Annotated in this window: 24 protein-coding genes and 1 riboswitch; of the genes, 6 read left to right on the forward strand and 18 right to left on the reverse strand. The window is 54.3% G+C overall.

The features are described 5' to 3' along the window. Positions 1 to 475: 475 nt before the first annotated feature. The 11 genes from cyaB to NC856_RS02905 form a co-directional block, all read right to left on the reverse strand. The gene (gene cyaB, locus NC856_RS02855) at positions 476 to 1,015 is read right to left on the reverse strand and encodes a class IV adenylate cyclase (RefSeq protein WP_264088941.1); all 540 of its coding nucleotides are present in this window, start codon (positions 1,013 to 1,015) and stop codon (positions 476 to 478) included. Positions 1,016 to 1,246: 231 nt separating this feature from the next. Continuing rightward, positions 1,247 to 1,783 (reverse strand): hypothetical protein, encoded by a 537-nt coding sequence (locus NC856_RS02860; protein ID WP_264088942.1) that lies wholly within the window; start codon positions 1,781 to 1,783, stop codon positions 1,247 to 1,249. Between the two features lie 68 nt (positions 1,784 to 1,851). After that, on the reverse strand, positions 1,852 to 2,820 hold the full coding sequence (dusC, locus tag NC856_RS02865; RefSeq protein ID WP_264089349.1) for a tRNA dihydrouridine(16) synthase DusC: 969 nt from the start codon (positions 2,818 to 2,820) through the stop codon (positions 1,852 to 1,854). A 141-nt stretch (positions 2,821 to 2,961) separates the two neighbouring features. Next, complete coding sequence (locus NC856_RS02870; RefSeq protein ID WP_264088943.1) at positions 2,962 to 3,297, reverse strand: YegP family protein; 336 nt, start codon at positions 3,295 to 3,297, stop codon at positions 2,962 to 2,964. Positions 3,298 to 3,511: 214 nt separating this feature from the next. After that, positions 3,512 to 4,846, reverse strand: a complete 1,335-nt coding sequence (gene rhlE / locus NC856_RS02875; RefSeq protein WP_264088944.1) for an ATP-dependent RNA helicase RhlE — start codon at positions 4,844 to 4,846, stop codon at positions 3,512 to 3,514. Between the two features lie 224 nt (positions 4,847 to 5,070). Then, positions 5,071 to 5,934, reverse strand: coding sequence for an IucA/IucC family C-terminal-domain containing protein (locus NC856_RS02880; RefSeq protein ID WP_264088945.1), 864 nt, complete (start codon positions 5,932 to 5,934; stop codon positions 5,071 to 5,073). Beyond that, entirely contained in the window at positions 5,915 to 6,769 is an 855-nt protein-coding gene (locus NC856_RS02885) for an ABC transporter ATP-binding protein (protein WP_264088946.1), read from the reverse strand. Before NC856_RS02885 ends, NC856_RS02880 begins: the two co-directional genes overlap by 20 nt. Before the next feature lie 12 nt (positions 6,770 to 6,781). Continuing rightward, positions 6,782 to 7,816, reverse strand: coding sequence for a FecCD family ABC transporter permease (locus NC856_RS02890; RefSeq protein WP_264088947.1), 1,035 nt, complete (start codon positions 7,814 to 7,816; stop codon positions 6,782 to 6,784). Continuing rightward, positions 7,809 to 8,798 (reverse strand): FecCD family ABC transporter permease, encoded by a 990-nt coding sequence (locus tag NC856_RS02895; protein WP_264088948.1) that lies wholly within the window; start codon positions 8,796 to 8,798, stop codon positions 7,809 to 7,811. The genes NC856_RS02890 and NC856_RS02895 overlap by 8 nt, the downstream gene beginning before the upstream one ends. Then, positions 8,795 to 9,769, reverse strand: a complete 975-nt coding sequence (locus NC856_RS02900) for an ABC transporter substrate-binding protein (protein WP_404802302.1) — start codon at positions 9,767 to 9,769, stop codon at positions 8,795 to 8,797. The genes NC856_RS02895 and NC856_RS02900 overlap by 4 nt, the downstream gene beginning before the upstream one ends. Continuing rightward, positions 9,759 to 11,885 carry a TonB-dependent receptor gene (locus tag NC856_RS02905; RefSeq protein WP_264088950.1) on the reverse strand — a complete coding sequence of 709 codons (2,127 nt, stop codon included), beginning with the start codon at positions 11,883 to 11,885 and terminating at the stop codon, positions 9,759 to 9,761. The genes NC856_RS02900 and NC856_RS02905 overlap by 11 nt, the downstream gene beginning before the upstream one ends. 390 nt (positions 11,886 to 12,275) lie before the next feature. Here NC856_RS02905 and cecR point away from each other — a divergent pair, with 390 nt between their 5' ends. From cecR to NC856_RS02930, 5 genes are read left to right on the forward strand one after another with little or no spacing between them, the layout of a single operon-like run. Further along, entirely contained in the window at positions 12,276 to 12,992 is a 717-nt protein-coding gene (gene cecR / locus NC856_RS02910; RefSeq protein WP_264088951.1) for a transcriptional regulator CecR, read from the forward strand. A gap of 6 nt (positions 12,993 to 12,998) precedes the next feature. Then, on the forward strand, positions 12,999 to 14,000 hold the full coding sequence (gene hlyD, locus NC856_RS02915) for a secretion protein HlyD (RefSeq protein ID WP_264088952.1): 1,002 nt from the start codon (positions 12,999 to 13,001) through the stop codon (positions 13,998 to 14,000). Further along, positions 13,993 to 15,735: an ATP-binding cassette domain-containing protein gene (locus tag NC856_RS02920; protein WP_264088953.1), complete on the forward strand. Its 1,743-nt coding sequence runs from the start codon at positions 13,993 to 13,995 to the stop codon at positions 15,733 to 15,735. The genes hlyD and NC856_RS02920 overlap by 8 nt, the downstream gene beginning before the upstream one ends. Beyond that, positions 15,728 to 16,873, forward strand: coding sequence for an ABC transporter permease (locus NC856_RS02925; RefSeq protein WP_264088954.1), 1,146 nt, complete (start codon positions 15,728 to 15,730; stop codon positions 16,871 to 16,873). The genes NC856_RS02920 and NC856_RS02925 overlap by 8 nt, the downstream gene beginning before the upstream one ends. A gap of 9 nt (positions 16,874 to 16,882) precedes the next feature. Then, positions 16,883 to 17,989, forward strand: a complete 1,107-nt coding sequence (locus NC856_RS02930) for an ABC transporter permease (protein ID WP_264088955.1) — start codon at positions 16,883 to 16,885, stop codon at positions 17,987 to 17,989. A gap of 114 nt (positions 17,990 to 18,103) precedes the next feature. On the opposite strand, the gene NC856_RS02935 is transcribed toward NC856_RS02930, so the two are convergent. The 6 genes from NC856_RS02935 to moaA all read right to left on the reverse strand — a co-directional run bounded on the left by NC856_RS02935 (position 18,104) and on the right by moaA (position 21,651). After that, positions 18,104 to 18,814, reverse strand: a complete 711-nt coding sequence (locus tag NC856_RS02935) for a Bax inhibitor-1/YccA family protein (protein ID WP_264088956.1) — start codon at positions 18,812 to 18,814, stop codon at positions 18,104 to 18,106. Between the two features lie 78 nt (positions 18,815 to 18,892). Further along, a complete protein-coding gene (gene moaE, locus NC856_RS02940; RefSeq protein WP_264088957.1) occupies positions 18,893 to 19,357 on the reverse strand; it encodes a molybdopterin synthase catalytic subunit MoaE in 465 nt (154 codons plus the stop codon). A gap of 2 nt (positions 19,358 to 19,359) precedes the next feature. Then, complete coding sequence (gene moaD / locus NC856_RS02945) at positions 19,360 to 19,605, reverse strand: molybdopterin synthase sulfur carrier subunit (RefSeq protein WP_264088958.1); 246 nt, start codon at positions 19,603 to 19,605, stop codon at positions 19,360 to 19,362. Next, on the reverse strand, positions 19,605 to 20,105 hold the full coding sequence (gene moaC, locus NC856_RS02950; RefSeq protein ID WP_264088959.1) for a cyclic pyranopterin monophosphate synthase MoaC: 501 nt from the start codon (positions 20,103 to 20,105) through the stop codon (positions 19,605 to 19,607). Before moaC ends, moaD begins: the two co-directional genes overlap by 1 nt. A gap of 2 nt (positions 20,106 to 20,107) precedes the next feature. Further along, positions 20,108 to 20,626: a molybdenum cofactor biosynthesis protein B gene (gene moaB / locus NC856_RS02955; RefSeq protein WP_264088960.1), complete on the reverse strand. Its 519-nt coding sequence runs from the start codon at positions 20,624 to 20,626 to the stop codon at positions 20,108 to 20,110. 35 nt (positions 20,627 to 20,661) lie between these two features. After that, complete coding sequence (gene moaA, locus NC856_RS02960; RefSeq protein WP_264088961.1) at positions 20,662 to 21,651, reverse strand: GTP 3',8-cyclase MoaA; 990 nt, start codon at positions 21,649 to 21,651, stop codon at positions 20,662 to 20,664. Beyond that, a riboswitch (molybdenum cofactor riboswitch) is annotated at positions 21,639 to 21,786 on the reverse strand. It overlaps the preceding gene by 13 nt. A 299-nt stretch (positions 21,787 to 22,085) precedes the next feature. Here moaA and yvcK point away from each other — a divergent pair. Further along, positions 22,086 to 22,994, forward strand: a complete 909-nt coding sequence (gene yvcK, locus NC856_RS02965; RefSeq protein ID WP_264088962.1) for a uridine diphosphate-N-acetylglucosamine-binding protein YvcK — start codon at positions 22,086 to 22,088, stop codon at positions 22,992 to 22,994. Here the strand turns inward: yvcK and NC856_RS02970 are convergent, their stop codons facing one another. Continuing rightward, complete coding sequence (locus tag NC856_RS02970; protein ID WP_264088963.1) at positions 22,995 to 23,426, reverse strand: VOC family protein; 432 nt, start codon at positions 23,424 to 23,426, stop codon at positions 22,995 to 22,997. It abuts the gene before it with no gap. Positions 23,427 to 23,440 lie beyond the last annotated feature (14 nt).

Here is a 23,440-nt window from a genome sequence, read left to right on the forward strand (position 1 = left end):
GGATTGATACAGATGAAAATAAAAGATCTGCAACCACTAACAAAACAATGTCAGAAATAATCCTACTCTGATTTATTTATAAAAATTTTAACTTGATCATATATTTATAAATTTATGGCAAGCGTTTTCAGCAGCGTAAATAACATGCGGGCAGAAAACAGAGTAGTAATCCGCGTAACGGCAGTACGAAAAAGGAGGAAAATATTAAGACAAGAATCGGAAGGATGCGTATTTCCCTATAAAACATCCTTCCGTCAATTTACGGAATTACACTAATAGAATTCATAAGTGCAATATCAATAATTCACGTTTTATTTAACAAAATAACAACATAAAAGAGACATTATATGATAAATAATTTGAGTTGCAGAAAACCAACGCACGTGCAACGCGAAGTATGACGACTTTGGTCATATCGAGGCGCTCTGATAGAACTATCGATCTGATAGAATCATCGATCTGATAGAACTTTCGATTAAAAACCCAGTAATTCCCGATAAGAACGATTTTCAATATTATCTATTGATAAACCCAACCGTAACGCACATTCGATACATTTGTCCCGCAATGCCGCCAACTCGGTCTCATCATCCGTCATCACTGATATTTCGACAAAGTAACCGAGCGACTCGATATAATCCAACGTAATATGGAAAATATTCATAAAATAGATGCTGCGTGTTTTATTGATTTGGTAAAGCGGCTGATAACCCAGTGTATTCAACATGCTGTCCGCTTTCTCGAACGACTCGATATTGACGGCTTCGCAACGCTCCAAAGCAGGGCCTTTGACAATCCATAACTTGATGCCCGACGGCTCCATACGTCGTAATAACATCCTGATATTTTGCCGCTGCAAGCGATGCTGTGCATCATCGTAATAAATATCGTGCTCTTTGTTTTCAAAAACAAATGCTTCTGGATGATGACTAAAAAGTGTATCCCGAAAAGCCACTATATCCTGAATACGGAATTTCAATTCAACTTCATATTTCCCTGTAAAATGTTCAACCATGTTGTCTCTCCTTTAATGGACTGCCCGCCAATACGCTTAAACGCCCATTACCGACATCAACACGCCTTATCTGCACATTGAATCCTGACGTTCACCCAATACACTTTTGGCAATAACCCGTTATCGCTCCCAAACATCATCCCGGACAGAAAATGGCTGTGTCGTTTTATAGGTTACTGGCCGTTAATAGTAGTCAAGGCTGCCAAAAGCGCTAGTGCTTTACGCCATTGATCATGGATAAGGCGTAATAGTCACCATTTCAAAGCCATGATGATGGACAAACTCACGCAGAATAAGCAACCGGGCGGCAAAGGAACGTTCCAGTGGAATCTCTTCCCATGAGGCGGGGCTGCCAAACATCACTCGTTCAAGACGTTTAAACGTTCTTTCTATCTCATCCTGAGAAAGCCGCCAGCCGTCATCCTCTTCCTTGGCACCTGAAATTCTGGCAATCCCGGCATCGTCAGGATCGACGGAGAACAGTAATGAATCAGCCAGAAGATGGTGGCGAATACTCATCACCTCATCTTCCACGGTCATGATGGCCAGTTCCATTTCATCCGGCGTTGGCGGGAGATGCTTAAAAAACGTTTCGCCCGTTTTAACAAACCCGATGTTCAATGCCAGCACGTCAACGGGCTGCGCCTCGTTACCGCAAATCACGACGGTTTGCTGCTCGCCAATACATAACAATGTCACCGGCGTAGCCGGCGCAATCCGCTGTCTGATCTGGGTGTAATGTTGACGGGCAATGGCTTCATTCTCCATGTTTTCCCTCTCTTCTTTGTCAGTGATGGCGGTTTAGCGCCAGAAACCTTGAGCAACCGCGATAATATTTACCTGGCAGAAGAAATAATACGCACCCGGCCACAGGAAGGCGAGTCGATCACACGGGCGATCGCCGCCGAGGTTTTCAGCGCCCGGACCTCACTAAACAATGCCGTCGCCTCGGCATACTCTTTGCGTAGATAGCCCAGCCACTGCTTGATGCGCGCCACATGGTACATCCCGGTATCGCCCTGCTTTTCCAGACGCACATAGTTGCGCAACAACGCCATGACTTCGTTCCACGGCATACGAGGTTCATTATACTTAATCACCCGGCTCAGATTCGGGACATTCAGCGCGCCCCGGCCAATCATGACGGCATCACAACCCGTTACCGTCAGACAATCCTGGGCGCTTTGCCAGTCCCAAATCTCGCCGTTGGCGATCACCGGAATGCTCAGACGCTTGCGGATTTCGCCAATCGCCTGCCAGTTGATGCGCTCAGCTTGGTAGCCATCTTCTTTCGTGCGTCCGTGCACCACCAACTCGCTCGCGCCAGCCTGCTGCACCGCATCCGCAATCTCAAAGCGACGCTCGCCGGAGTCCCAGCCCAAACGCACTTTCACCGTTACCGGCAGCGATGCGGGCACCGCTTCGCGCATGGCTTTGGCGCCCTGATAGATCAATTCAGGATCTTTTAGCAACGTCGCGCCGCCGCCGCTGCCGTTTACCAGTTTGGAAGGACAACCACAATTCAGATCAACGCCATAAGAGCCCAACTCCACGGCACGCGCCGCATTCTCAGCCAGCCATTGCGGATGTTGCCCCAGCAATTGGACACGCACCCGCGTCCCTGATGGCGTGCGGCTGCCATAACGCAGTTCAGGACACAGGCGATAAAACGATTTAATCGGCAGACGCTGATCCACCACCCGCAAGAACTCGGTGATGCACAGATCATAATCGTTAACTTCCGTCAGCAGTTCCCGCACCAACGCATCGAGAACGCCTTCCATCGGGGCAAGCAGAACACGCATAACGCCACTCAGTTGAAAAAAGCACGTCATGGTACTGTTCATCATGAGCGCAACGCAATGGGAAAACTAATCATTATGATAAGGAATGCAATGCAAATAACGGGCAGGCGATGCCTGCCTGAAAAGCGATTACCTCGCGGATTATTCAGTGATATCGAAAACTATTGAATGCGGACCGTTTTTTTTCACTGACGCAATGCCGTTTTCACGCGCCTGCGAGGAACTGTAAGTCTCACTCCGGCCAATCACCTGATGATTAGCCGCTTTAAGATTAAAATAAGGTGAACCGTCTTGCGCGGTAAGACGTTCATATCGCTGATCATCCGGTGAATTTTTTCTTACCGATTCAATGCCGTTTTCACAATTTGCTTTGCTGGTATAACCTTCACTGGCCAGGATCACCTCGCCATTTCCAGCTTTAAGACGAAAATAGAACTGATTATTTTTTCCAGTGTAAATCTCGTATTTACCACTCATCTTAATGACTCCCGCCAATCAGTAAAATAATGGATTCATAGTCTGCCTTGAAATAACAGCCTGAAATAAGTGTTGTCGCAGGATAAAAATACGTCAACCAACAGACGGTAAAATAGGTCTTGTCAACCATAAGACGGGATCGGCGTAAATAAGCAAGGGAGCCGTTGGCTCCCTTGCTTAAATCAATTTATGAACTGAATGCGATAAAAATCGCTTAGCGTGCGGCGGGCTTGCCGCGATTTTGCGGACGCGGCGAATGGCGTTGTCCGTCGCCGCCATTAGTTGAGGCTCTACGCGGCTGGCGAACGCCATCGGCGGGCTTGCGATCGGATTGACCGCGCGGCGCGCCGGAACGACCGCCGCCGCGATTGCCCTGCCGACCGTTGATAATCGGCTCAGCCTTGATCGACGGATCAGGTTCATAGCCTGGCACCGCAATACGCGGAATCTCACGGTTCAACAGACGCTCTATATCACGCAACAGTTTATGTTCGTCAACACACACCAGCGACAGCGCTTCGCCCGTCGATTCCGCCCGACCGGTACGACCGATGCGGTGAACATAATCTTCCGGCACGTTCGGCAACTCATAGTTGACCACATGCGGCAGTTGATCGATATCCAGACCACGGGCGGCGATATCGGTCGCCACCAGCACGCGGATCGTGCCGTCTTTAAAGTTCGCCAGCGCCCGGGTACGCGCGCCCTGACTTTTATTGCCGTGGATCGCCGCCGCCGTAATCCCGTCCTTTTCCAGCAGTTCGGCCAGATGGTTGGCGCCATGCTTGGTGCGGGTAAACACCAGCACTTGCTGCCAGTTGTTCTCGCCAATCAGTTGAGACAGCAGTTCGCGCTTGCGGCGCTTATCCACAAAATGTACATGTTGCGTCACCAGTTCCGACGGAGTGTTGCGGCGCACCACTTCGACCGATGCCGGATTGGTCAGCAATTTGCTCGCCAGCGTTTTAATCTCATCGGAGAAAGTGGCGGAAAACAACAGGTTCTGACGTTTCGCCGGCAGCTTGGCCAACACGCGGCGGATATCATGAATGAAGCCCATATCAAGCATGCGGTCCGCTTCATCCAGCACCAGAATCTCAATCTGAGACAGATCAACCGCGTTCTGATGCTCCAGATCGAGCAAACGTCCCGGCGTCGCCACCAGAATATCCACGCCGCCACGCAGTTTCATCATCTGCGGGTTGATGCTGACGCCGCCGAATACCACCAGCGAACGTAAACGCAGATATTTGCTGTAGGCACGCACATTTTCATCAATCTGCGCCGCCAGTTCGCGGGTTGGAGTGAGGATCAACGCCCGCACCGGACGGCGGCCTTTCGCTTGAGGCGCGTTGCTGCTCAACAATTGCAGCAACGGCAAGGTGAAACCCGCCGTTTTGCCCGTACCGGTTTGCGCGCTGGCCATTAAATCACGACCAGCCAATACAACCGGGATCGCCTGACGTTGGACAGGCGTAGGTTCACGATAGCCCTGTTCTGCAACAGCGCGCAGGATGTCGGCGCTCAGGCCGAGAGAATCAAATGACATAGTAAAGAACAACTCCAGATCCGCCCTGACCGGATAACGACCGGTGTAGTTTTCAGAGGGATGATAAGACGGGTTTGCCGGGTCACCATTAACTCAACAATAACGACATAAGCAACAACCACGATGAACGGGCACAACTACGGTGCATAACTGTCGGCGATTGTAGCAGAGATTCTGGACGTTAAGGGATATTTATCTGTCGTACAGCACTTTATTCTTTTGCCTCATTCTTCCGCCTTGCGCTTATTTTTGCCGGGACGCGACAACGGGCAGGTGGAGCAATACGCCGGCGGTTGCGAAGCCTTATAGTAGAAACAGCAGGTACGGCGAAACCGAACCTCCCGGAAACGCATGCCGTCCGCCGATGGAGCCGCCACCGGCACCCGCGTTTTAGGCCGATAAAAAGGCTTGAGCGGATTGTCGTCCGCGCCGAAAATTTCGCCGGGCGCATCGATCAGGTCAGTAAAATCCTGCTGAATTCGCTGCGCCACGGTCAGTCCGGGCAGACATACCGCCGCCGGATCGTCGCACTGCATTCGACGCTCGTAAAGTGAAAAGATGCGCACCGCGGTGTTTTCCCACAGTATGCGCAACGGCACGCCTGATACCTTTGACAGCACCTGCCACAGTGGAGCGAGGTGTCGGCCAAATAGGGTTTCCAACTGGCGCTGACGCCACGCCTCACGCTGCCCTGCCGTCGGCTGGGAAACGTTGAGATCGTAGAGCGGCATGGTTGAGGTCCATTGTTGTTGGTGTCCATATTCCAACACGCAGTTTTCCAGCGACATATTCAGCCCTTTGTTGTACACCGACATCGCGTACAGGCTGGAAGCCGTGGTCAAAAAGGCGATTCGTTTGCTTAGCAGCGACGCCGTAATCTTTCTTGAAGGCGACAACAGTTTCGGTGTAAGCCGATCCAGCAACCAGCGGCAGTAGTCAGGATCAAGCAGCGCCGTACTGTCGCAGGCCTCGCGCTTATCTCGCTGCGCGGCCGCCGTCAGTTGCAGCGTGCCGGACAGCATCGCCCATTGGTTGGCATCAAATTGGTTGGCATCAAATTGCCGTGCGTTAAATTGATGATGCGTCATCCGTCGCCCTATCGGTGTGGTTGGCTTCTCGCCCAAAAGGGATACACAGCGGCGTGCCGAAAAACGGATCGGTAATCATCCGGCAATTCAGGTTGAATACCGCTTTTACCGTGGCTTCGCTGAGAATATCGCCGGGTTTGCCTTGCGCGTACACCGTCCGGTTATGCACCGCGATCATATGGTGGGCGTAACGACAAGCCAGATTCAGATCGTGCAACACCATCACAATGGTTTTTTGCTGGCGCGCATTAAGTTCACGCAGCAAGTCCAGCACCTCTATTTGATGCGCCAAATCCAGATAGGTGGTCGGTTCGTCCAGCAATAGAATACCGGTATCCTGCGCCAGCGTCATGGCGATCCATACCCGCTGTCGCTGCCCGCCGGAGAGCGAATCCACGCGGCGATCCCGCAATGCCAGCACCCCGGTGCTGAGCAGTGCCTGCTCCACCTGATATTCATCTTCGCCCGACCATTGTTTCAGCCATGACTGATGCGGATAGCGGCCCATTTTTACCAGTTGATACACCGTTACACCTTCCGGGGCCGTCGGCGTTTGCGGCAGGATCGCCAGGTCTTGCGCCACGGCAACGGTGGATTTTTTATGAATATCCTCACCGTTGACAATAATCACGCCGCTTTGCGGTTTCAGCAGACGGGCAAACGCTTTCAGCAGCGTACTTTTGCCGCAGCCGTTGCTTCCCACCAGCACCGTGATCTGATTGGCAGGCAGGACGATATCCAGCGCATCGATAATAATCTGCTGGTCGTAGCTTAGCGTCAACGCTCTGCTTTCCAGGGCCTGACAGGGTAAGGCATTAGGTTCAGTCGGACACATAACTCAGTCTTCTTAATGACGTTGCCGTATCAGCAAGTAGATAAAAAACGGCGTACCCAGTACCGAAATAAAAATCCCGGCAGGTAAATCCAGCGGCAAAAATAGCGTTCGGGCCATCAGATCGGCAATCATCACCAGATTCGCCCCCAACAACGCCGCGACAATCGCCAGCCCAGGAAATGCGCGGCCAACCATACTTTTGGCAATATGCGGCGCAATCAACCCGACGAACGCCATACCACCAACATAAGCGATGGCCGCCCCAGCCAGCGCAACGCTCACGGTCAACAGCGCCAGTCGAATCCGTTCCACCGGCAGCCCGATCCCAACGGCCAGCCCCTCGTCCAGTTCATGAACATTAACGTGCCGGGCCAGCAATACCAGAAAAGGCATCATGACCGCCAGCCAGCAGGCCAACGCGCCTACATCCCGCCACTGTGCGCCATACACGCTGCCGGTCAGCCAGACATAGGCCGATAACGTCGTGCTTAGCGGGCTGAAGACCAGCAGCATGGTGGTCGCCGCTCCCATTATCGCGGACAACCCCACGCCCACCAGCACCAATCTGAGCGGCGAGGCGCCCTGTTTCCACGCCAACAGATAGATCGCGCCTGCCGTCAGCCCCGCGCCGCCGATGGCCGCCAGCGGCAGCCAGCGCTGGCTGAAGGTGGCGGCCAGAAATGAGAGAAAGAACACCGCCGCCGCGCAAGCGCCGCTGGTGATCCCCAGAATATCCGGCGATGCCAACGGATTACGCACCATGCTTTGTAAAATCAGCCCTGAGATCGCCAACGCGCTGCCCACCAGACACGCCAGTAAAATACGCGGCAACCGCAACTCGGTAACGATAAATCCGATGCCGCGATCCGCGTCGCCGACCAGTGCCTGCATCACCGACAACGGCGGGACAAACACCTTCCCTAATGATAACGACGCCAGCATCACCAGCAGAGACAACGGCAGGAGCACCGCGACGACCACGCCGACAGTCCGCACATCCAGCAAGCGTGAAAAAGCGCCGATACGCACCGGGTAGCCGTTATCCATGACGCATTCCTTTTCTGGCGAGATAAATAAAGAACGGCGCGCCGAGCAAAGCGGTCATGGCGCCGACCGGTATTTCCTGCGGTTGGATCAGTAGCCGCGCCACCACATCCGACAGCACCAGCAACGTGGCCCCCAGCACCGCACACCCTGGCAGCAGCCAACGATGATCGGTGGAAAGCAAACGGCGCGTCATATGTGGAACAATCAAACCGATAAAACCGATGTTGCCGGCAATCGCCACCGCGCCGCCCGCCAGACCAACGACGCATAACCCCAACAGCGCGCGGATCATCCCGGTTCGCTGACCCAGCCCCTTAGCCACATCCTCACCCGCAACCAGAATATTGATATGCCGCGCCAACAGCAGACTCAACAACATAGCCGCGGCAAACCAGGGCAACATGGGCAGCAACAGCGCCAGACTCCGCCCGGAGACGGAACCCGCCAGCCAGAACAGCATACTATCCAGTCCATCCTGATTGACCACCAATGTCGCCTGCGTAAATGCGGTGAAGAGCGCGGTAATCGCCGCGCCCGCTAGCACGATGCGTAATTGGCTGGCCCGACTGTTGCCCAGCGTACCAAGAAAATAGACCAACCCACCAGCGACCGCCGCGCCCGCATACGCCGTCCAGGTCAGCGATAAGGAGGAAGAAAGCGGCAGCCACGCGGCAAGAAATACAATAAAAAACATCGCCCCGGCATTGACGCCAAAGATGCCGGGCGAGGCCAGCGGATTGCGGGTTAATGCTTGCATCAGCGCCCCCGCGACGGCAAGACTGGCGCCGACCACCACCGCAATGCAGGTGCGCGACAGCCGGGTGGTGGTCACCAGAATGTGATCGATTTGCTGCGGATCAGGGTAAAACAACGCCTTGAATACCACCGATAAGGCAATGGTCGTCTGTCCGTACATCAAACTCGCGCCGCAAGCGATAAGCAGCAGGATCACCCCTGAGAACAGCACAAACGGTTTCGTCATGGCGTGGTTCCGACGAACTGCTGCGCGATATCATCCAGAATTTTATTGGCGCCCAAAATCCCGCCGGATAAATTCCAGGCCACGCCATCCACCAGATAGATGCGGTGCTGCTGCGGGGCTTGCATTCGCCGCCACAACGGATGCGAGATCCAGGTTTGATAATTTTTCGCTACCGCCGGTTTTTCCGAGCGCATGAAAATGAAAAAGACTTCGGCATCCACCACCGGCATACTTTCTCTGGTCGTCAGTTTTTGCATTACACCTTGTTGGTCCGCTGCCCGGCGCGGCCAGACGAAGCCCATTTCCGACAGTACAGAGCCGGAAAAGCTGGCGGGCAGATAGCTGCGCAGATGATCTTCACGGAATTCCAACACCGAAACCGTCAACGGCCAGTCTGCGCCAAAACGGGCCGCCAGCCGCTGCTGTAATGTGGTTATCCGCTGTTGCCAATGCAGCAACAACTGTTCGGCCCGCGCCTGACGGTTGAACGCCATCCCCATGACCTGTAACGTTTTTTTAAAATCGAACACCTCGTCCAGCGCCACCGTCGGCGCAATCTGCGACAACAAACCGTAGATCTTCTCATGGCGAAATTTTGACGCCACGATGAGATCCGGCTTGAGCAGCGCGATATCTTCCAGACTGGGCTGCGTCTCCAGCCCGACATGCGCCACGCCTTGCAAGGCGGGACGCAAATATTTATAGGTGGGTTTTTCCGTCCAGGAATCGACCACGCCCACCGGCGTGACGCCGAGAGCCACCGCCGTATCCGTCGCGCCCTGAAATAACGTAACCACCCGCAGCGGAGCGCCGGAAATCGCCGTCACGCCCAGCGCATGATGAAGGCGGCGCGGCGCTTCCGATGCCGACGCGCCAGGCGAAAGCAGGAACGATAACAGCATGGCGACCGACAACCTTCGCCCTACTGTTGACCTTAACGCGCAACAAAACCCATCAGACTTAGAAATCAATCGAATAGCCCAGCGTTAACGTGCGTCCGCGCCCGGAGAAATTGCGGGTGTCGTTAACCAGCGCGCTTTGGGAATAGTAAGTGATATAGTTTTCATTCAGCAGGTTGGCCACCGACACATTCAGCTTACCGTAAGGCAGCTTATAGCCAACCGCGGCGTCCACCAAGGTATAGCCGTCAAAGTCCTTATCGACGCCATCGAAGTTTTTGTTGAAGGCGTAGTTCACCTGCACAAACGAGCTCCACTTCTCATTCCAGTTGGCGGACCAACTGGTAATCAAGCGATCCGGCGCCACATTCAGACCATCCAGTTTTGCATCCAGACTACCGTTGTCATCGCTGTCGTATTTCCCCTCACTGTGAGCATAGGACGCTTTGATTTTATGCCGATCGTTAATCTGATAACCTGCGGCGACTTCAACGCCCTGAATCCGGGTTTTTTGACGCTGGGCAATGAACAGGCCATCAGCATTCGCTTCCACCCGGCTACCCAACTTGGAGTTGGACTGGTAATAGCTCATCTCAAAATCGAACTTGTTTTTATTGAACCGGAAACCCGCTTCAATATTGTCCGTGACAATCGGTTGCAGGTTGCGGAAATTATCCACGTCCTGCCCGGCGGTTCTGATGGAACGCAGCGCCCGCCCAACGTCGGGCATGCCGAAACCTTCAGAATAATTGGCGAACAGGCTTAGTGAATCCAGTGGTGAATAGACGATACCTACGTTGTACAGCGTTTCATTAAACTTCGGGCTGCCGCCGTCTACCATTGCGCTGTTATTAGGGCTGTCCGTCGTACTTGCCGCCAGCGTCTGGTAAGAATCCACGTTCAGTTTGGCAATCTCATGGCGCACGCCCGCGTGCAGCACCACCTCGTCCAGCAGTTGATATTCACCCTGAATGAACGGCGAATAGTTGGTGTACTCCACTTCCGGCACATAGGTGCGCCCGGTCAGATACATGTCCTGTTTACTTTTATCCAACAGGGTATCGAAACCGATAGTGACTTTCAGACGATCGTCAAGCAAATCATCCTTGGTCAGCGCCAGCTTGGTGCCATATTTAGAGGATACCGCTCTGGACTGATCATACAGCGAACCGATCGGCGCGATATTGACGTCCTGAAAGGTGTTGGAATTATCCGCGCCAAACAGCGCTTCATATTGCTGACTGAACAGCAGCGCCGACAGTTTCATTCCCGCCAGATCGTGGTGCTCATAGGTCAGCCCGGTCGACCACACGCTATTGCGCGGCGCCATGCCTTCCGGCGTGCCGCGCACCGAGGTGGTGGGAATACCTTGATTGCGCACGCCATCCACACTGCGGTAGTTGTTCTCGCCTTTGATATGATAACGATTCACGCTCAACTGGACGCGTTGGTAATCATCCAGCCAGTAGCCTACTTTCGCCAGCACATCATAGGCACGGGAATCCATGGTATCGCCCTGCGTATTGTCTACGCCCACAGGCCGGTTTTTTCCATCCAGATACAATCCCTGATTTTCATAGCCTACCGCGAACAGATAATCGAGATAGTCTTGCCGCCCATCGACGCGATACGTAGTTTTATAGCTGGCGGTTTCACCGCGGATCTTTTCGGTGGGGATGGTGGTCTGAACATTCACATGTTGATTGAACGCGCCATTTTCAGGGCGGCGGGTAATAATGTTGATCACGCCGCCAGTGGCGCCCAATCCGTTGGTGGCGTTGGCGCCATGAATCACTTCAATACGCTCCACCATGGAAAAATCAATGGTGTGCATTTCCCGCCCCGTCGGACGCAAGGGGTTCGATTGGGGAATGCCGTCGATCATCACCAACGCGGCGCGACCACGGAAAGTTTCACCGCTGCCGCTCATTTTCTGGCGGCTGGGGGAAAACGATGGCAGCAAATTACTCAGCAACTGGGAAGAATCGGCGGAAATCAGCAACTGCTGCTCAATTTCCTCTTTGGTGATCACCGTCACCACTTGCGGCGATGCCTTCTGCTGGATATTAGCGCGGGAGGCGGAAATCACCATCTCATCGCCGCCGTTATCACTCTGTTTAGACGCGTTATTCTGCGCATAAGCCTGAGAAATCAACACGCATGGCATCAATGCGAGTAAAGCGCGCATCTGGTTCAATGTCTTCCCCTTAATGATTCAATTCGGCCACAACAATGAAAGTCCCTGACGGGCAGCAATCCGTTTCCATGCCGACAAGCGCGACATCATTTTTATGTGATTACTAACGCCAATTATTATCATTCGAAATCAATAATTACAATGATTTCACAACCATTTCATGTCCTTAACAAAGGTAATGACAATAAATCATTGACTGATCCTGACGCCGCATACGCGCTTGCTGGCTTCTCGCGCAAAAGCGTTGTCGCGTCAAAACGCATGCCGGACAATCAGGTTATTTTTGTGAAACAAATCACATCATGAGACAAATCACGTCATGAGGTAAAAAATGGCCTAGAGTTAATCATATGATTGATTAACTCATTTCCGAGCGTCGGCATGACCAACCAATCCATCCTTTCCAGCCGGGGCGATCAGACCCGACAGCAATTGATCCAGGCGGCACTGGATGTTTTTGGCGAATATGGTCTACAGGCGGCGACAACGCGTGAAATCGCGCATCGCGCAGGACAAAACATCGCCGCCATCGCCTACCACTTCCAATCCAAAGACGGCCTTTATCTGGCGGTGGCGAACTGGATTGCGGACTATATCCATCAGATTTATCACCCGTTGGTGGTGGAAATTGACGCCTTTATGCAACGACCGGCGCATGAGCAATTCACTGAACAGGTTATGGATTATCTGCGCCAGGCGTTGCTTCATTTCAGTCGACTGATGACGCGCCCTGAAACGCTGAATCTCAGCCGCATCATGTCACGCGAGCAGCTCTCGCCCACTGAAGCTTACCCGCTGATGCATCAGCAGATTATCGAGCCGCTACACCAGTTGATGACGCAACTGGTCGCCCGTTACACCGGACTGACTGGCGACGATCGCAAAACGATCATTCATACCCATGCATTGATTGGCGAAGTGCTATCGTTCCGTGTTGCCCGGGAAACCATATTGCTCCGCGCGGGTTGGCGGGATATCGGGCCGGAGGAAGCCACACTTATTCAACAGGTTCTGATGGAACACCTTGAAATTCTTCTTAATGGCTTGCGGGAAAATTACTCGTTACAACGTAACAATATCCGACGGGACAAGGAATAATCGGTTATGAATAAGAAAAAAATGATGATTGTCGGCCTGGTCATCATCCTGAGTGCTGCCGCGATATACGGTATCGTCCACTATCGGCAGCAGCAGAATAAACCGCTGACGCTGTACGGCAACGTTGACATCCGCACGGTTAATCTGGGGTTCCGGGTGGGCGGACGGCTTATGGCGCTGGATGTTGACGAAGGCGACAGCATCAGGCCGGGACAAAAGCTGGCAACGCTGGATAATGCGCCCTACCAGAATGCGCTGCATCAGGCGCAGGCTAACGTCGCCAGCGCACAGGCGCAGCTTGGGTTGTTACAGGAGGGATACCGGCGCGAAGAGATAGCCCAGGTTCGCTCACAACTGGCGCAAAGCCAGGCCGCTTACGATTACGCCGATAGCTTCTATCAACGTCAGCAGGGGCTGTGGGCCAGGCGCTCGATTTCCGCCAACGAATTGGACGATGCCAAAACCGCCCGCAATCAGGCGCTGGCGACGCTTCAGGCCGCTAAAGATAAACTGAGCCAGTATGAAAACGGCAACCGTCCGCAGGAAATCGCCGCCGCGCAAGCAGCGCTGGCGCAGGCAAAGGCCGCGCAAGCGCAGGCCGAACTGGATAACACGGATACCGAGCTGTATTCCCCTTCCGCTGGCGTGATCCTCACCCGCGCGGTGGAAGCAGGCAGCATGCTTACCGCCGGCAATACCGTCTTTACCCTGTCGCTGACGAGTCCGGTCTGGATCCGCGCCTATGTCGGCGAACGGGATTTAGGCCGCGCCGTTCCCGGCAGCGAGATCCTGATTTATACCGATGGCCGCCCGGATACGCCTTATCACGGCAAGATCGGTTTCGTCTCTCCCAGCGCCGAATTCACGCCGAAAAACGTTGAAACTGAGGACTTGCGCACCGATCTGGTTTACCGCCTGCGGATTATCGTCAATGATGCCGACGACCAGTTGCGTCAGGGCATGCCGGTTACGCTGCGCTTTGCACAGGATCAATCACGCCATGAATGACGCCGCCGCGCTGATTGAACTTGACGCGCTGGAAAAACGCTTCCCCGGACAGGATAAACCAGCACTTGCCAGCCTAACGGCGCAGATCCGCAGTGGGGCAGTGACCGGGCTGGTGGGGCCGGATGGCGCGGGTAAAACCACGCTAATGCGGATGCTGGCGGGGTTGCTGACCCCCAGCCACGGCGCCATAAAAGTCATTGGACTGGACCCCATCAGACAAGATCGCCAGTTGCATGCAATCCTCGGCTATATGCCGCAGAAATTCGGGCTGTACGAAGACCTTACCGTGATGGAAAACCTGACGCTGTATGCTGATTTACGCGGCATCACCGGCGAGGTGCGGCGACAAACCTTTGATCGGCTGCTGACCTTTACCGATCTCACCCACTTTACCCGTCGGCTGGCAGGCAAGTTGTCCGGCGGCATGAAACAAAAACTGGGGCTGGCCTGTACGCTGCTGGGGCAACCGCAGGTGCTGCTGCTGGATGAACCGGGCGTCGGCGTCGATCCCATTTCCCGACGCGAACTGTGGCGCATGGTGCATGAACTGGCGAATGACGGCATGCTGATCCTCTGGAGCACCTCCTATCTTGATGAAGCGGAACAGTGCCGTGACGTCCTGCTCCTCAATGAAGGCGAATTGCTGTACCGCGGCGAACCACGCGAGCTTAGCGAACGGATGGTCGGACGCAGCGTGTTGGTCAGCGCGAGCGCCGGCAACCACCGAAAATTACTTCAGCAGGCGTTGCGTTTGCCGCAGGTCAGCGATGGCGTGATCCAGGGACAATACGTGCGGCTGATTCTGAAACAGAACGCGTCGCGCAACGAACTGCTCGCCGCGCTCTCGCTGTCGGAAGACAATCTGCAAGATACCGCGCCGCGTTTTGAAGACGCCTTTATCGACCTGTTGGGCGGCGGCCCGGCCAGCGAATCGTCACTGGCGAAAATCATGCCGCAGATTGCCGCCAACCCAGAAGAAACCGTGATCGAGGCCCGGCAGTTGACCAAAAAGTTCGGTGATTTCGCGGCTACCGATCAGGTCAGTTTTCAGGTGCGGCGTGGTGAGATTTTCGGCTTGCTGGGGCCGAACGGCGCTGGAAAATCCACTACTTTCAAGATGATGTGCGGATTAATGGCGCCAACGGCAGGTAAAGCGCTGGTGCTGGGTATGGATCTGAAATCCAGTTCCGGCCAGGCGCGTCAACATTTGGGCTACATGGCGCAAAAGTTCTCGTTGTACGGCAATCTGACGGTTGAACAAAACCTGCGTTTTTTCTCCGGCGTCTATGGTCTGTCGGGCGACGCCAGGCGCGATAAAATGGCGGAAATGACCGAAGCGTTCAATTTCAGCCCCATCTACCGTCAAACGCCCGACGACTTGCCGTTAGGGTTTAAACAACGACTGGCGTTGGCGTGTGCGCTGATGCATGAGCCGGATATCCTGTTTCTGGATGAGCCGACTTCCGGCGTCGATCCCCTCACCCGCCGGGAGTTCTGGATACACATCAACGGCATGGTAAACCATGGCGTAACCGTGATGGTCACCACCCACTTTATGGACGAAGCGGAATATTGCGATCGCATCGGGTTGGTTTATCACGGCAAACTTATCGCCAGCGGAACGCCGGACGAATTAAAGCAGCAGGCCGCCAGCGACGAAACGCCAGACCCGACAATGGAGCAGGCTTTCATTACCCTGGTTCAGAATTATGATCAGGAGGTGAAAAATGGCTAACCCACGCGGCGATTCTCATTTTTCCTGGCGTCGTCTGCGCGCCCTGTGCCTGAAGGAAACCCGCCAAATCATGCGTGACCCCAGCAGCGGACTGATCGCGGTGGTGATCCCGCTGCTATTGTTGTTTATCTTTGGCTACGGCATCAATCTGGATTCCAGCCGCCTGCATGTCGGGATACTGATTGAGCAGCAAAGCGAGGATGCCCGTAATCTGGCGAACGCTTTCGCCGCGTCCCCGTTCATCGAACCCACGATCAGCGATAACCGGCAACAACTGATCCAGATGATGCAGGCCGGCGCCATCCGCGGCCTGATCGTCATTCCCAATGATTTCGCCGAACGCATGGCCCGTCCCGCGTCGCAAGCACCGCTACAGGTGATCACTGACGGCAGCGAACCCAATACCGCCAATTTCGTACGCGGCTATGCCGAGGGCATCTGGCTTATCTGGCAGCAACAACGCGCCAGCGATCAGGGTGAGACGTTCGTGCAACTAATTGAGGTGCAGCCGCGTTACTGGTTTAACCCGGCGGCCATCAGCCAGCATTTTATTATCCCTGGCGCCATTACCATTATCATGACAGTGATTGGCGCGATCCTCACCTCGCTGGTGATCGCCCGCGAATGGGAACGCGGCACGATGGAAGCCCTGCTTTCCACGCAGATAACCCGCGGTGAATTGCTGCTGGCAAAACTGATCCCTTACTATTTTCTTGGCATGTTCGCCATGGTGCTGTGCATTCTGGTGTCAACGTTCCTGATGGCTGTCCCCTATCGTGGTTCGCTGCTGATCCTGTTTGGCATCAGCAGCCTGTTTCTCGCCAGTACGCTGGGGATGGGCTTACTAATCTCCACCTTGACGAGAAATCAGTTCAATGCCGCCATGGTGTCGCTTAACGCGGCTTTTCTGCCCGCCATTATGCTGTCAGGGTTTATTTTCGAGATTGACAGCATGCCCGCGGTGGTGCGTGGCGTGTCTTACCTCATTCCCGCCCGCTATTTCGTCAGCACGCTGCAAACCCTGTTTCTGGCTGGCAACATCAGCAGCGTGTTGTTGGTCAACCTGATGTTTCTCATCGCTTCAGCCATCGTGTTTATCGGCCTCACCGCCTGGAAAACCCGGCGCAGACTGGATTAGGGAGCTTGCATGTTTCATCGTCTGTGGACATTAATCATCAAGGAATTACAGTCGCTGTTGCGTGAGCCGCAAACCCGAACGATTTTGATTCTGCCGGTGATTTTTCAGGTTTTGCTGTTCCCGTTTGCCGCCACGTTGGACGTGACGAATGCCACCATCGCGATTTACAGCGAAGATAATGGTCACGCCTCCATAGAACTGACCCAGCGCTTCGCCAATGCGCAGTCTTTTTCCAAGGTGATGCTGCTGCATCGCGCGCAAGACATCGCCCCGACGCTGGATAATCAGAAAGCGCTGCTGATCATCCGTTTTCCACCGCAGTTTTCCCGCGATATCGTCAGCGGCAACCAGACTACATTGCCGGTTATTTTGGATGGACGCCGTTCTAACAGCGCCCAGATCGCCGCCAATGATGTACAGCAAATCGTGCGTGATTATCAGTTGGAATTGCTGGGCGACCAGCCGAAACAAAATAATAGCGAACTGGTTATTCGCCACTGGTACAACCCAAATCTTGATTATAAATGGTTCGTGGTGCCGTCATTGATCGCCATGATCACCACCATCGGCGTATTGATTGTGACGGCGCTGTCCGTCGCGCGTGAACGAGAGCAAGGGACGCTGGAGCAACTTCTGGTTTCTCCGCTGTCAACCTGGCAGATATTTGTCGGCAAAGCGGTTCCCGCCCTGGTTGTCGCCACGTTTCAGGCCACCATTGTGCTGCTGGCGGGCATATTCGCCTTCCAGATCCCTTTCGCCGGCTCGCTGTTGCTGTTTTACGCCGCCATGCTGATATATAGTCTGTCGCTGGTAGGATTCGGCCTGCTGATTTCATCACTGTGCTCCACACAGCAGCAGGCGTTTATCGGCGTATTTGTCTTTCTTATGCCCGCCATTCTGCTCTCCGGTTACGTCTCGCCGGTGGAAAACATGCCGGAGTGGTTACAACAAATTACCTGGATTAATCCCATTCGCCACTTCACCGATATCACCAAGCAGATTTACCTGAAAGACGCCGATTTCACAATTATCTGGCGCAGTCTGTGGCCATTACTGGTGATCACCGTCACCACCGGCAGCGCCGCCTATGCGATGTTCCGGCGCAATATTGCGTAAACGTCCATATTAAGGCCTTATTTGGGCATCGATCTCTGGCTGAGCTAAGCTCACGTTCAGCATTCACGCTATTTAGCCGGGGGATTACCATGTCTCACTCATCTCATAGACGGTTTAGCGACGGTTGCCGAAGATACGCAGCAGCATCAGGAACAGGTTGATGAAATCCAGATACAGCGTCAGGGCGCCGACGATGGAATATTTACGGAAATTATCCTTATCGTCCACGGATAACTCTTCACCGATACGTTTCAGTTTCTGCGTGTCATAGGCGGTCAATCCCACAAACACCACCACGCCGATATACGTCACCACCCACATCAGCGCTTCGCTTTTCAGCCACAGATTCACCAGCGAGGCCAGCACAATCCCAATCAACGCCATAAACAACATGCTGCCCAAACCACTCAGGTCGCGTTTGGTCGTGTAACCATACAGACTCATGGCGCCAAACATCCCGGCGGTGATGACAAAGGTACTGGCGATGGACTCACCGGAATACATGATGAAAATGCTGGAAATCGTCAGTCCGGTCAGCGCGGAGTACAGCATAAAGAGTGTGGTCGCCACGCCGCCGCTCAGACGCTGCACCATGCCGGAAATCACAAACACCAGACCCAGTTGCGCGATAATCAGGCCAAAAAAGGTAATCTGGCTGGAGAAAACAAAATTCAGCACCGCCGGCGTGTTGGCGGCATACCAGGAAACGAACGCCGTCAGCAGCAACCCGCAAGTCATCCAGCCATAGACTTGCGCCATATAAGCCTGAAGGCCGGATTGAGCGCGTTCGACAATCGAACCATTTGAGCGTGGATACCTGTCCATGATTTTACCTTTGCATTATGTTTATACATAAGGGACATCTCGTCCCGCCTGTGTTCATCCTAACACATAAATGTCGGTTCAGCCGCCGCCGGACCAGCGCGCCGCCGCCCGTTTGTCGCTATCGCGCGCGTCGATCCAGCGTTCTCCCTGTGACGTCGCTTCCCTTTTCCAGAACGGCGCACGGGTTTTCAAATAATCCATAATGTATTGCGCCGCGTCAAAGGCATCGCGGCGATGGGCGGCGCTGACGCCGACAAATACGATCTCCTCGCCAGGATAGAGCGCGCCGATGCGGTGGATGACGCTCACACGCGGCAGCGCCCAACGTCCACGCGCCTGCGCGACAATCTCCGCCAGCGCTTTTTCCGTCATGCCGGGATAGTGTTCCAGCGTCAACGCGCTGACATCGGCAGCCAGATTGTGGTTGCGCACTTTACCGGTGAAGGTGACGACCGCGCCGTCTTCTTCGCATTGCGCCAGCCACTGATATTCATCACCAACGTTAAAGCAGGCTTCGCCGACGCGAATGCGGGTTTCCATCATCGTCATCCTCCCGTCACCGGCGGAAAAAAGGCGACTTCATCGCCATCCTGTAGCGGATGGCGCATGTCCACCAGCGATTGATTGACCGCCGCCAGCAACTTGCCGGACTCCAACGCCAGCGCCCAGCGGGGACCACGCAGACACAGCGCCTGCCGTAATGCCTCAACCGTCGCGTACCCGGCGGGCAAGACGAGCTTCTCCGTCTCGGTCAATTCCCGTACCTGGGCGAAAAACAGGACATTAATCATCACGCCTCCGCCTGAAAATCCCCGGATTTGCCGCCGCTTTTCGCCAGCAGACGCACCGGGCCGATCACCATGTCTTTTTGTACGGCTTTGCACATGTCATAAATCGTCAGCGCCGCCACCGATGCCGCCGTCAGCGCTTCCATCTCCACGCCGGTTTTACCACTCAGGCGGCATAGGGACTCGATACGCACCCGGCTAAGCTCAGGTTGCGCCTCCAGTTCGACCGCCACCTTACTCAGCAGCAGCGGATGACAAAGCGGGATCAGTTCCCAGGTGCGCTTCGCCGCCTGAATACCGGCAATCCGAGCGGTGGCGAAGACATCGCCTTTATGGTGACGGCCATTCATTATCATCGCCAGCGTCTGCGGTGCCATTTCAACAAAGGCTTCCGCCCTGGCTTCACGCACCGTTTCCGCTTTAGCGGACACATCCACCATTGATGCTTCGCCAGCGGCGTTAATATGAGTTAATTGTGGTTGTGACATTTTGGGTTGTGACATCGTTAAACTAACTTTTTCAGATGAGGATAAAAGTTGCAGGGCTTTTGCCGCGCATCCAATTGATCCTGAATGATACGCTCCCAGGCAGCATGACAAGCGCGGGTTGAACCCGGCATGGCGAAAATCACTGTCTGATTAGCCAGCCCCGCCGTCGCTCTGGATTGCAATGTGGCGGTGCCGATATCTTCATACGACACCATGCGGAATAGTTCGCCAAAGCCGGCGATTTCGCGGTCGAATAATACGCCGACCGCCTCCGGCACCTGATCGCTGGGGGTGAATCCGGTGCCGCCGTTAATCAGAATGACCTGCACATCGTCACTGGCGATCCAGGCCGAAACCTGCGCTCTGATCTGATACCGATTCTCTTTGACGATAGCGCTGGCGATAATACGGTGTCCGGCGGACTGCGCGGCTTCACGCAGGTAATCGCCCGACGTGTCATCGGCTTGCGTGCGGCGATCAGACACGGTGAGCACCGCAATATTGAGAGGAATAAATTCGCTGCTGACTTTACTCATACCAGACTCCTGACGAATAGACGTTGCGGGGGCGCTTAGCCACCAATAAACGACAGATTCTGCGTGATGCCACTGTTGCCCTGATGCAGAAAGTGGGTTTGTTTCTTGGCGGTCAAGCCGCCGGAAATGCGCATTTTCAATGCTTCCCGTTGCTCATCGTCCGCCATCAGGTCACGCAGCGGGATCCCCTGGTCGCCAAACAAACAAAGATGCAGGTTGCCGATGGCCGACACCCGCAGGCGATTACAACTCAGGCAAAAATCTTTCTCATAAGGCATGATCAACCCGATTTCACCTTGATAGTCGGCATGGCGGAATACCTGCGCCGGACCGTCGCTGCGTCCGCGCGCCTGCTGCTCCCAGCCTTGCCGCAACAGGCGCTGGCGGATCACATCGCCGGAAATATGGTGTTTTTTGAACAATGCGCCACCCTCGCCGGTTTCCATCAGTTCGATGAAACGCAGTTGAATCGGGCGATGTTTGATCCAGGCAAAGAAGGTTTGCAAACTGGTGTCGTTGACATCGCGCATCAGTACGGTATTCACTTTCACGCGGGTGAAACCGCAGGCAAACGCGGCGTCGATGCCGTCCATAACCTGCCGAAATTTATCCTGTCCGGTAATGGCGTGAAACTGGCGCGCATCCAGACTATCGACGCTGACATTCAGTGCGGTCAGACCGGCTTCGCGCCATCGCGCGATATCACGCGCCAGACGGTAACCATTGGTGGTCACCGCCAGAGTTCGGATAGCCGGGTTCTCGCGGATCGCGGCAATGATCTCGACAAAATCGCGCCGCAGGGAAGGTTCTCCGCCGGTAAGACGGACTTTTTCGGTGCCCAGTTCCGCAAACGCGCGGCTGACGCGACGAATTTCATCGAGTGATAAGAAATGATGGGGGTGGTTGCCCTTCGGCTGATAGCCATCCGGCAAACAATAGCGGCAACGAAAGTTGCAGACATCGGTTATCGACAGGCGCAAATAGTAAAACTTGCGCGCAAACGCATCGGTCAGTTGACTCACCATAAACACCTTTCCAAATACGGGAGATGCAGGCGTTTCCACCACGCACCCTGGCGACCACTCGGTCACGGCCAGAGCGCCGTATCATGCGTCGGCAACGCATCACTTAGGCGCCAAGGCTAGGAGTTTGATTCCTGAGGACACATCGGCAAATAAGCCCGGCACATGCGCCACAGAGACCGTGATTTTCTTGATTAGTTTACCGCCGATTATGGCGGGCAGTCACTTAAAAAACCGGTATATAAATAAATATATAACGATTTTTCAATAATTTATGCTGAATAGCATACGGTAAAAGCGACAGCATAAATTGTCTAAAATCATATCAGAAGCAGGATTTTTCGCCTTTTAAGTAAAAATCGGCTACCTTACGGCAGCAACGAGCATTTCATTTCCGTTATCATCTCTGTTCAGGCTTTCAGCACTTAAGGATTACTATGCGCAATCGCCCGTTGGCCGACCTTGACCGGGTTGTCGCCCTTGGCGGCGGACATGGATTAGGCCGTGTCCTGTCTTCCCTCTCTTCTCTGGGATCACGGCTGACAGGTATTGTGACGACCACTGACAACGGCGGTTCGACCGGTCGGCTCCGTCGCTCGGAAGGCGGTATCGCCTGGGGCGATACCCGCAACTGTCTGAATCAGTTGATTACCACCCCCAGTATCGCCTCAGCCATGTTTGAGTACCGGTTTAACGGCAGCGGCGAACTGGCTGGTCATAATCTGGGCAATCTGATACTGAAAGCGCTCGATGATCTGAGCGTTCGTCCGCTCGAAGCGATCAATCTGGTGCGAAATCTGTTGAAAGTGGATGCCTTTCTGATCCCGATGTCCGAACAGCCGGTAGATTTGCAAGGCACGGATGAACAGGGAAACCCGGTTTATGGCGAGGTCGCCATCGATCTGTTATTGACCTTGCCGCAGGCACTGACGCTATTCCCGCCCGTACCGGCGACACAGGAAGCCCTGAGCGCGATAGCGCAAGCTGACCTGATTCTGATCGGCCCCGGCAGTTTTCTAACCAGCCTGATGCCACTGTTGCTGCTGCCCGATCTGGCGCGAGCGTTGCGCCGCACGCAGGCGCCGATGGTCTATATCGACAATTTAGGCAGAGAACAGAGTCAGGCCGCCGCCAGATTATCGCTGCGGGAAAAATTGGATCTGATGGAAGAAAAGATTGACCGCCAGGCGATCGACGCCGTTATCGTCAGCCCGAACACGGACGTTAGCCAGATAGATAATCGCTTAGTAGTACAACAAGCGCTGGCTGCGGCTGATGTGCCGCATCATCACGACCGTCAATTACTGCGTCAGGCGATAGAGAACGTGTTGCAAAAGCTGGGATGATTAATCCCGCAGCCAGGGCGTATATGTTACCCCCACCAGTATCCCTTCCGGGCTGAGAAAGCGCGTCACCTCTTGGCCCCAAGGCTCCAGACGATCCTCCACCAACAGCGGATATCCTTTATCTTTGATAGCCTGCGTCGCCTGCGCCATATCACTCACTTCAAACTCCAGCCAACTTTGCGGCACAGGCAGCTCGGTCGGCCACTGCTCCCGACCAAAACAGGATTCGCTGGCTTGTTCGAGCGGCCAGAGGGCAAAATGTTTTACGCCGTCCAGCGCATCCGTCACCAGATAATCAGGGTTACCCTCCAACGGCTTCAAGGGCAGAGCAAGTGTTTCGACATAAAACGAATAACCAGCCGGAATCGATTTTACGATGGGGCCAAAGCCTGCGATAAATAGCACATGTACACCAGGGATTTGACTATCCATAAATTACCTCTCAA

This window comes from Brenneria izbisi (genome assembly GCF_025840185.1).
Taxonomy (GTDB): Bacteria; Pseudomonadota; Gammaproteobacteria; order Enterobacterales; family Enterobacteriaceae; genus Brenneria; species Brenneria izbisi.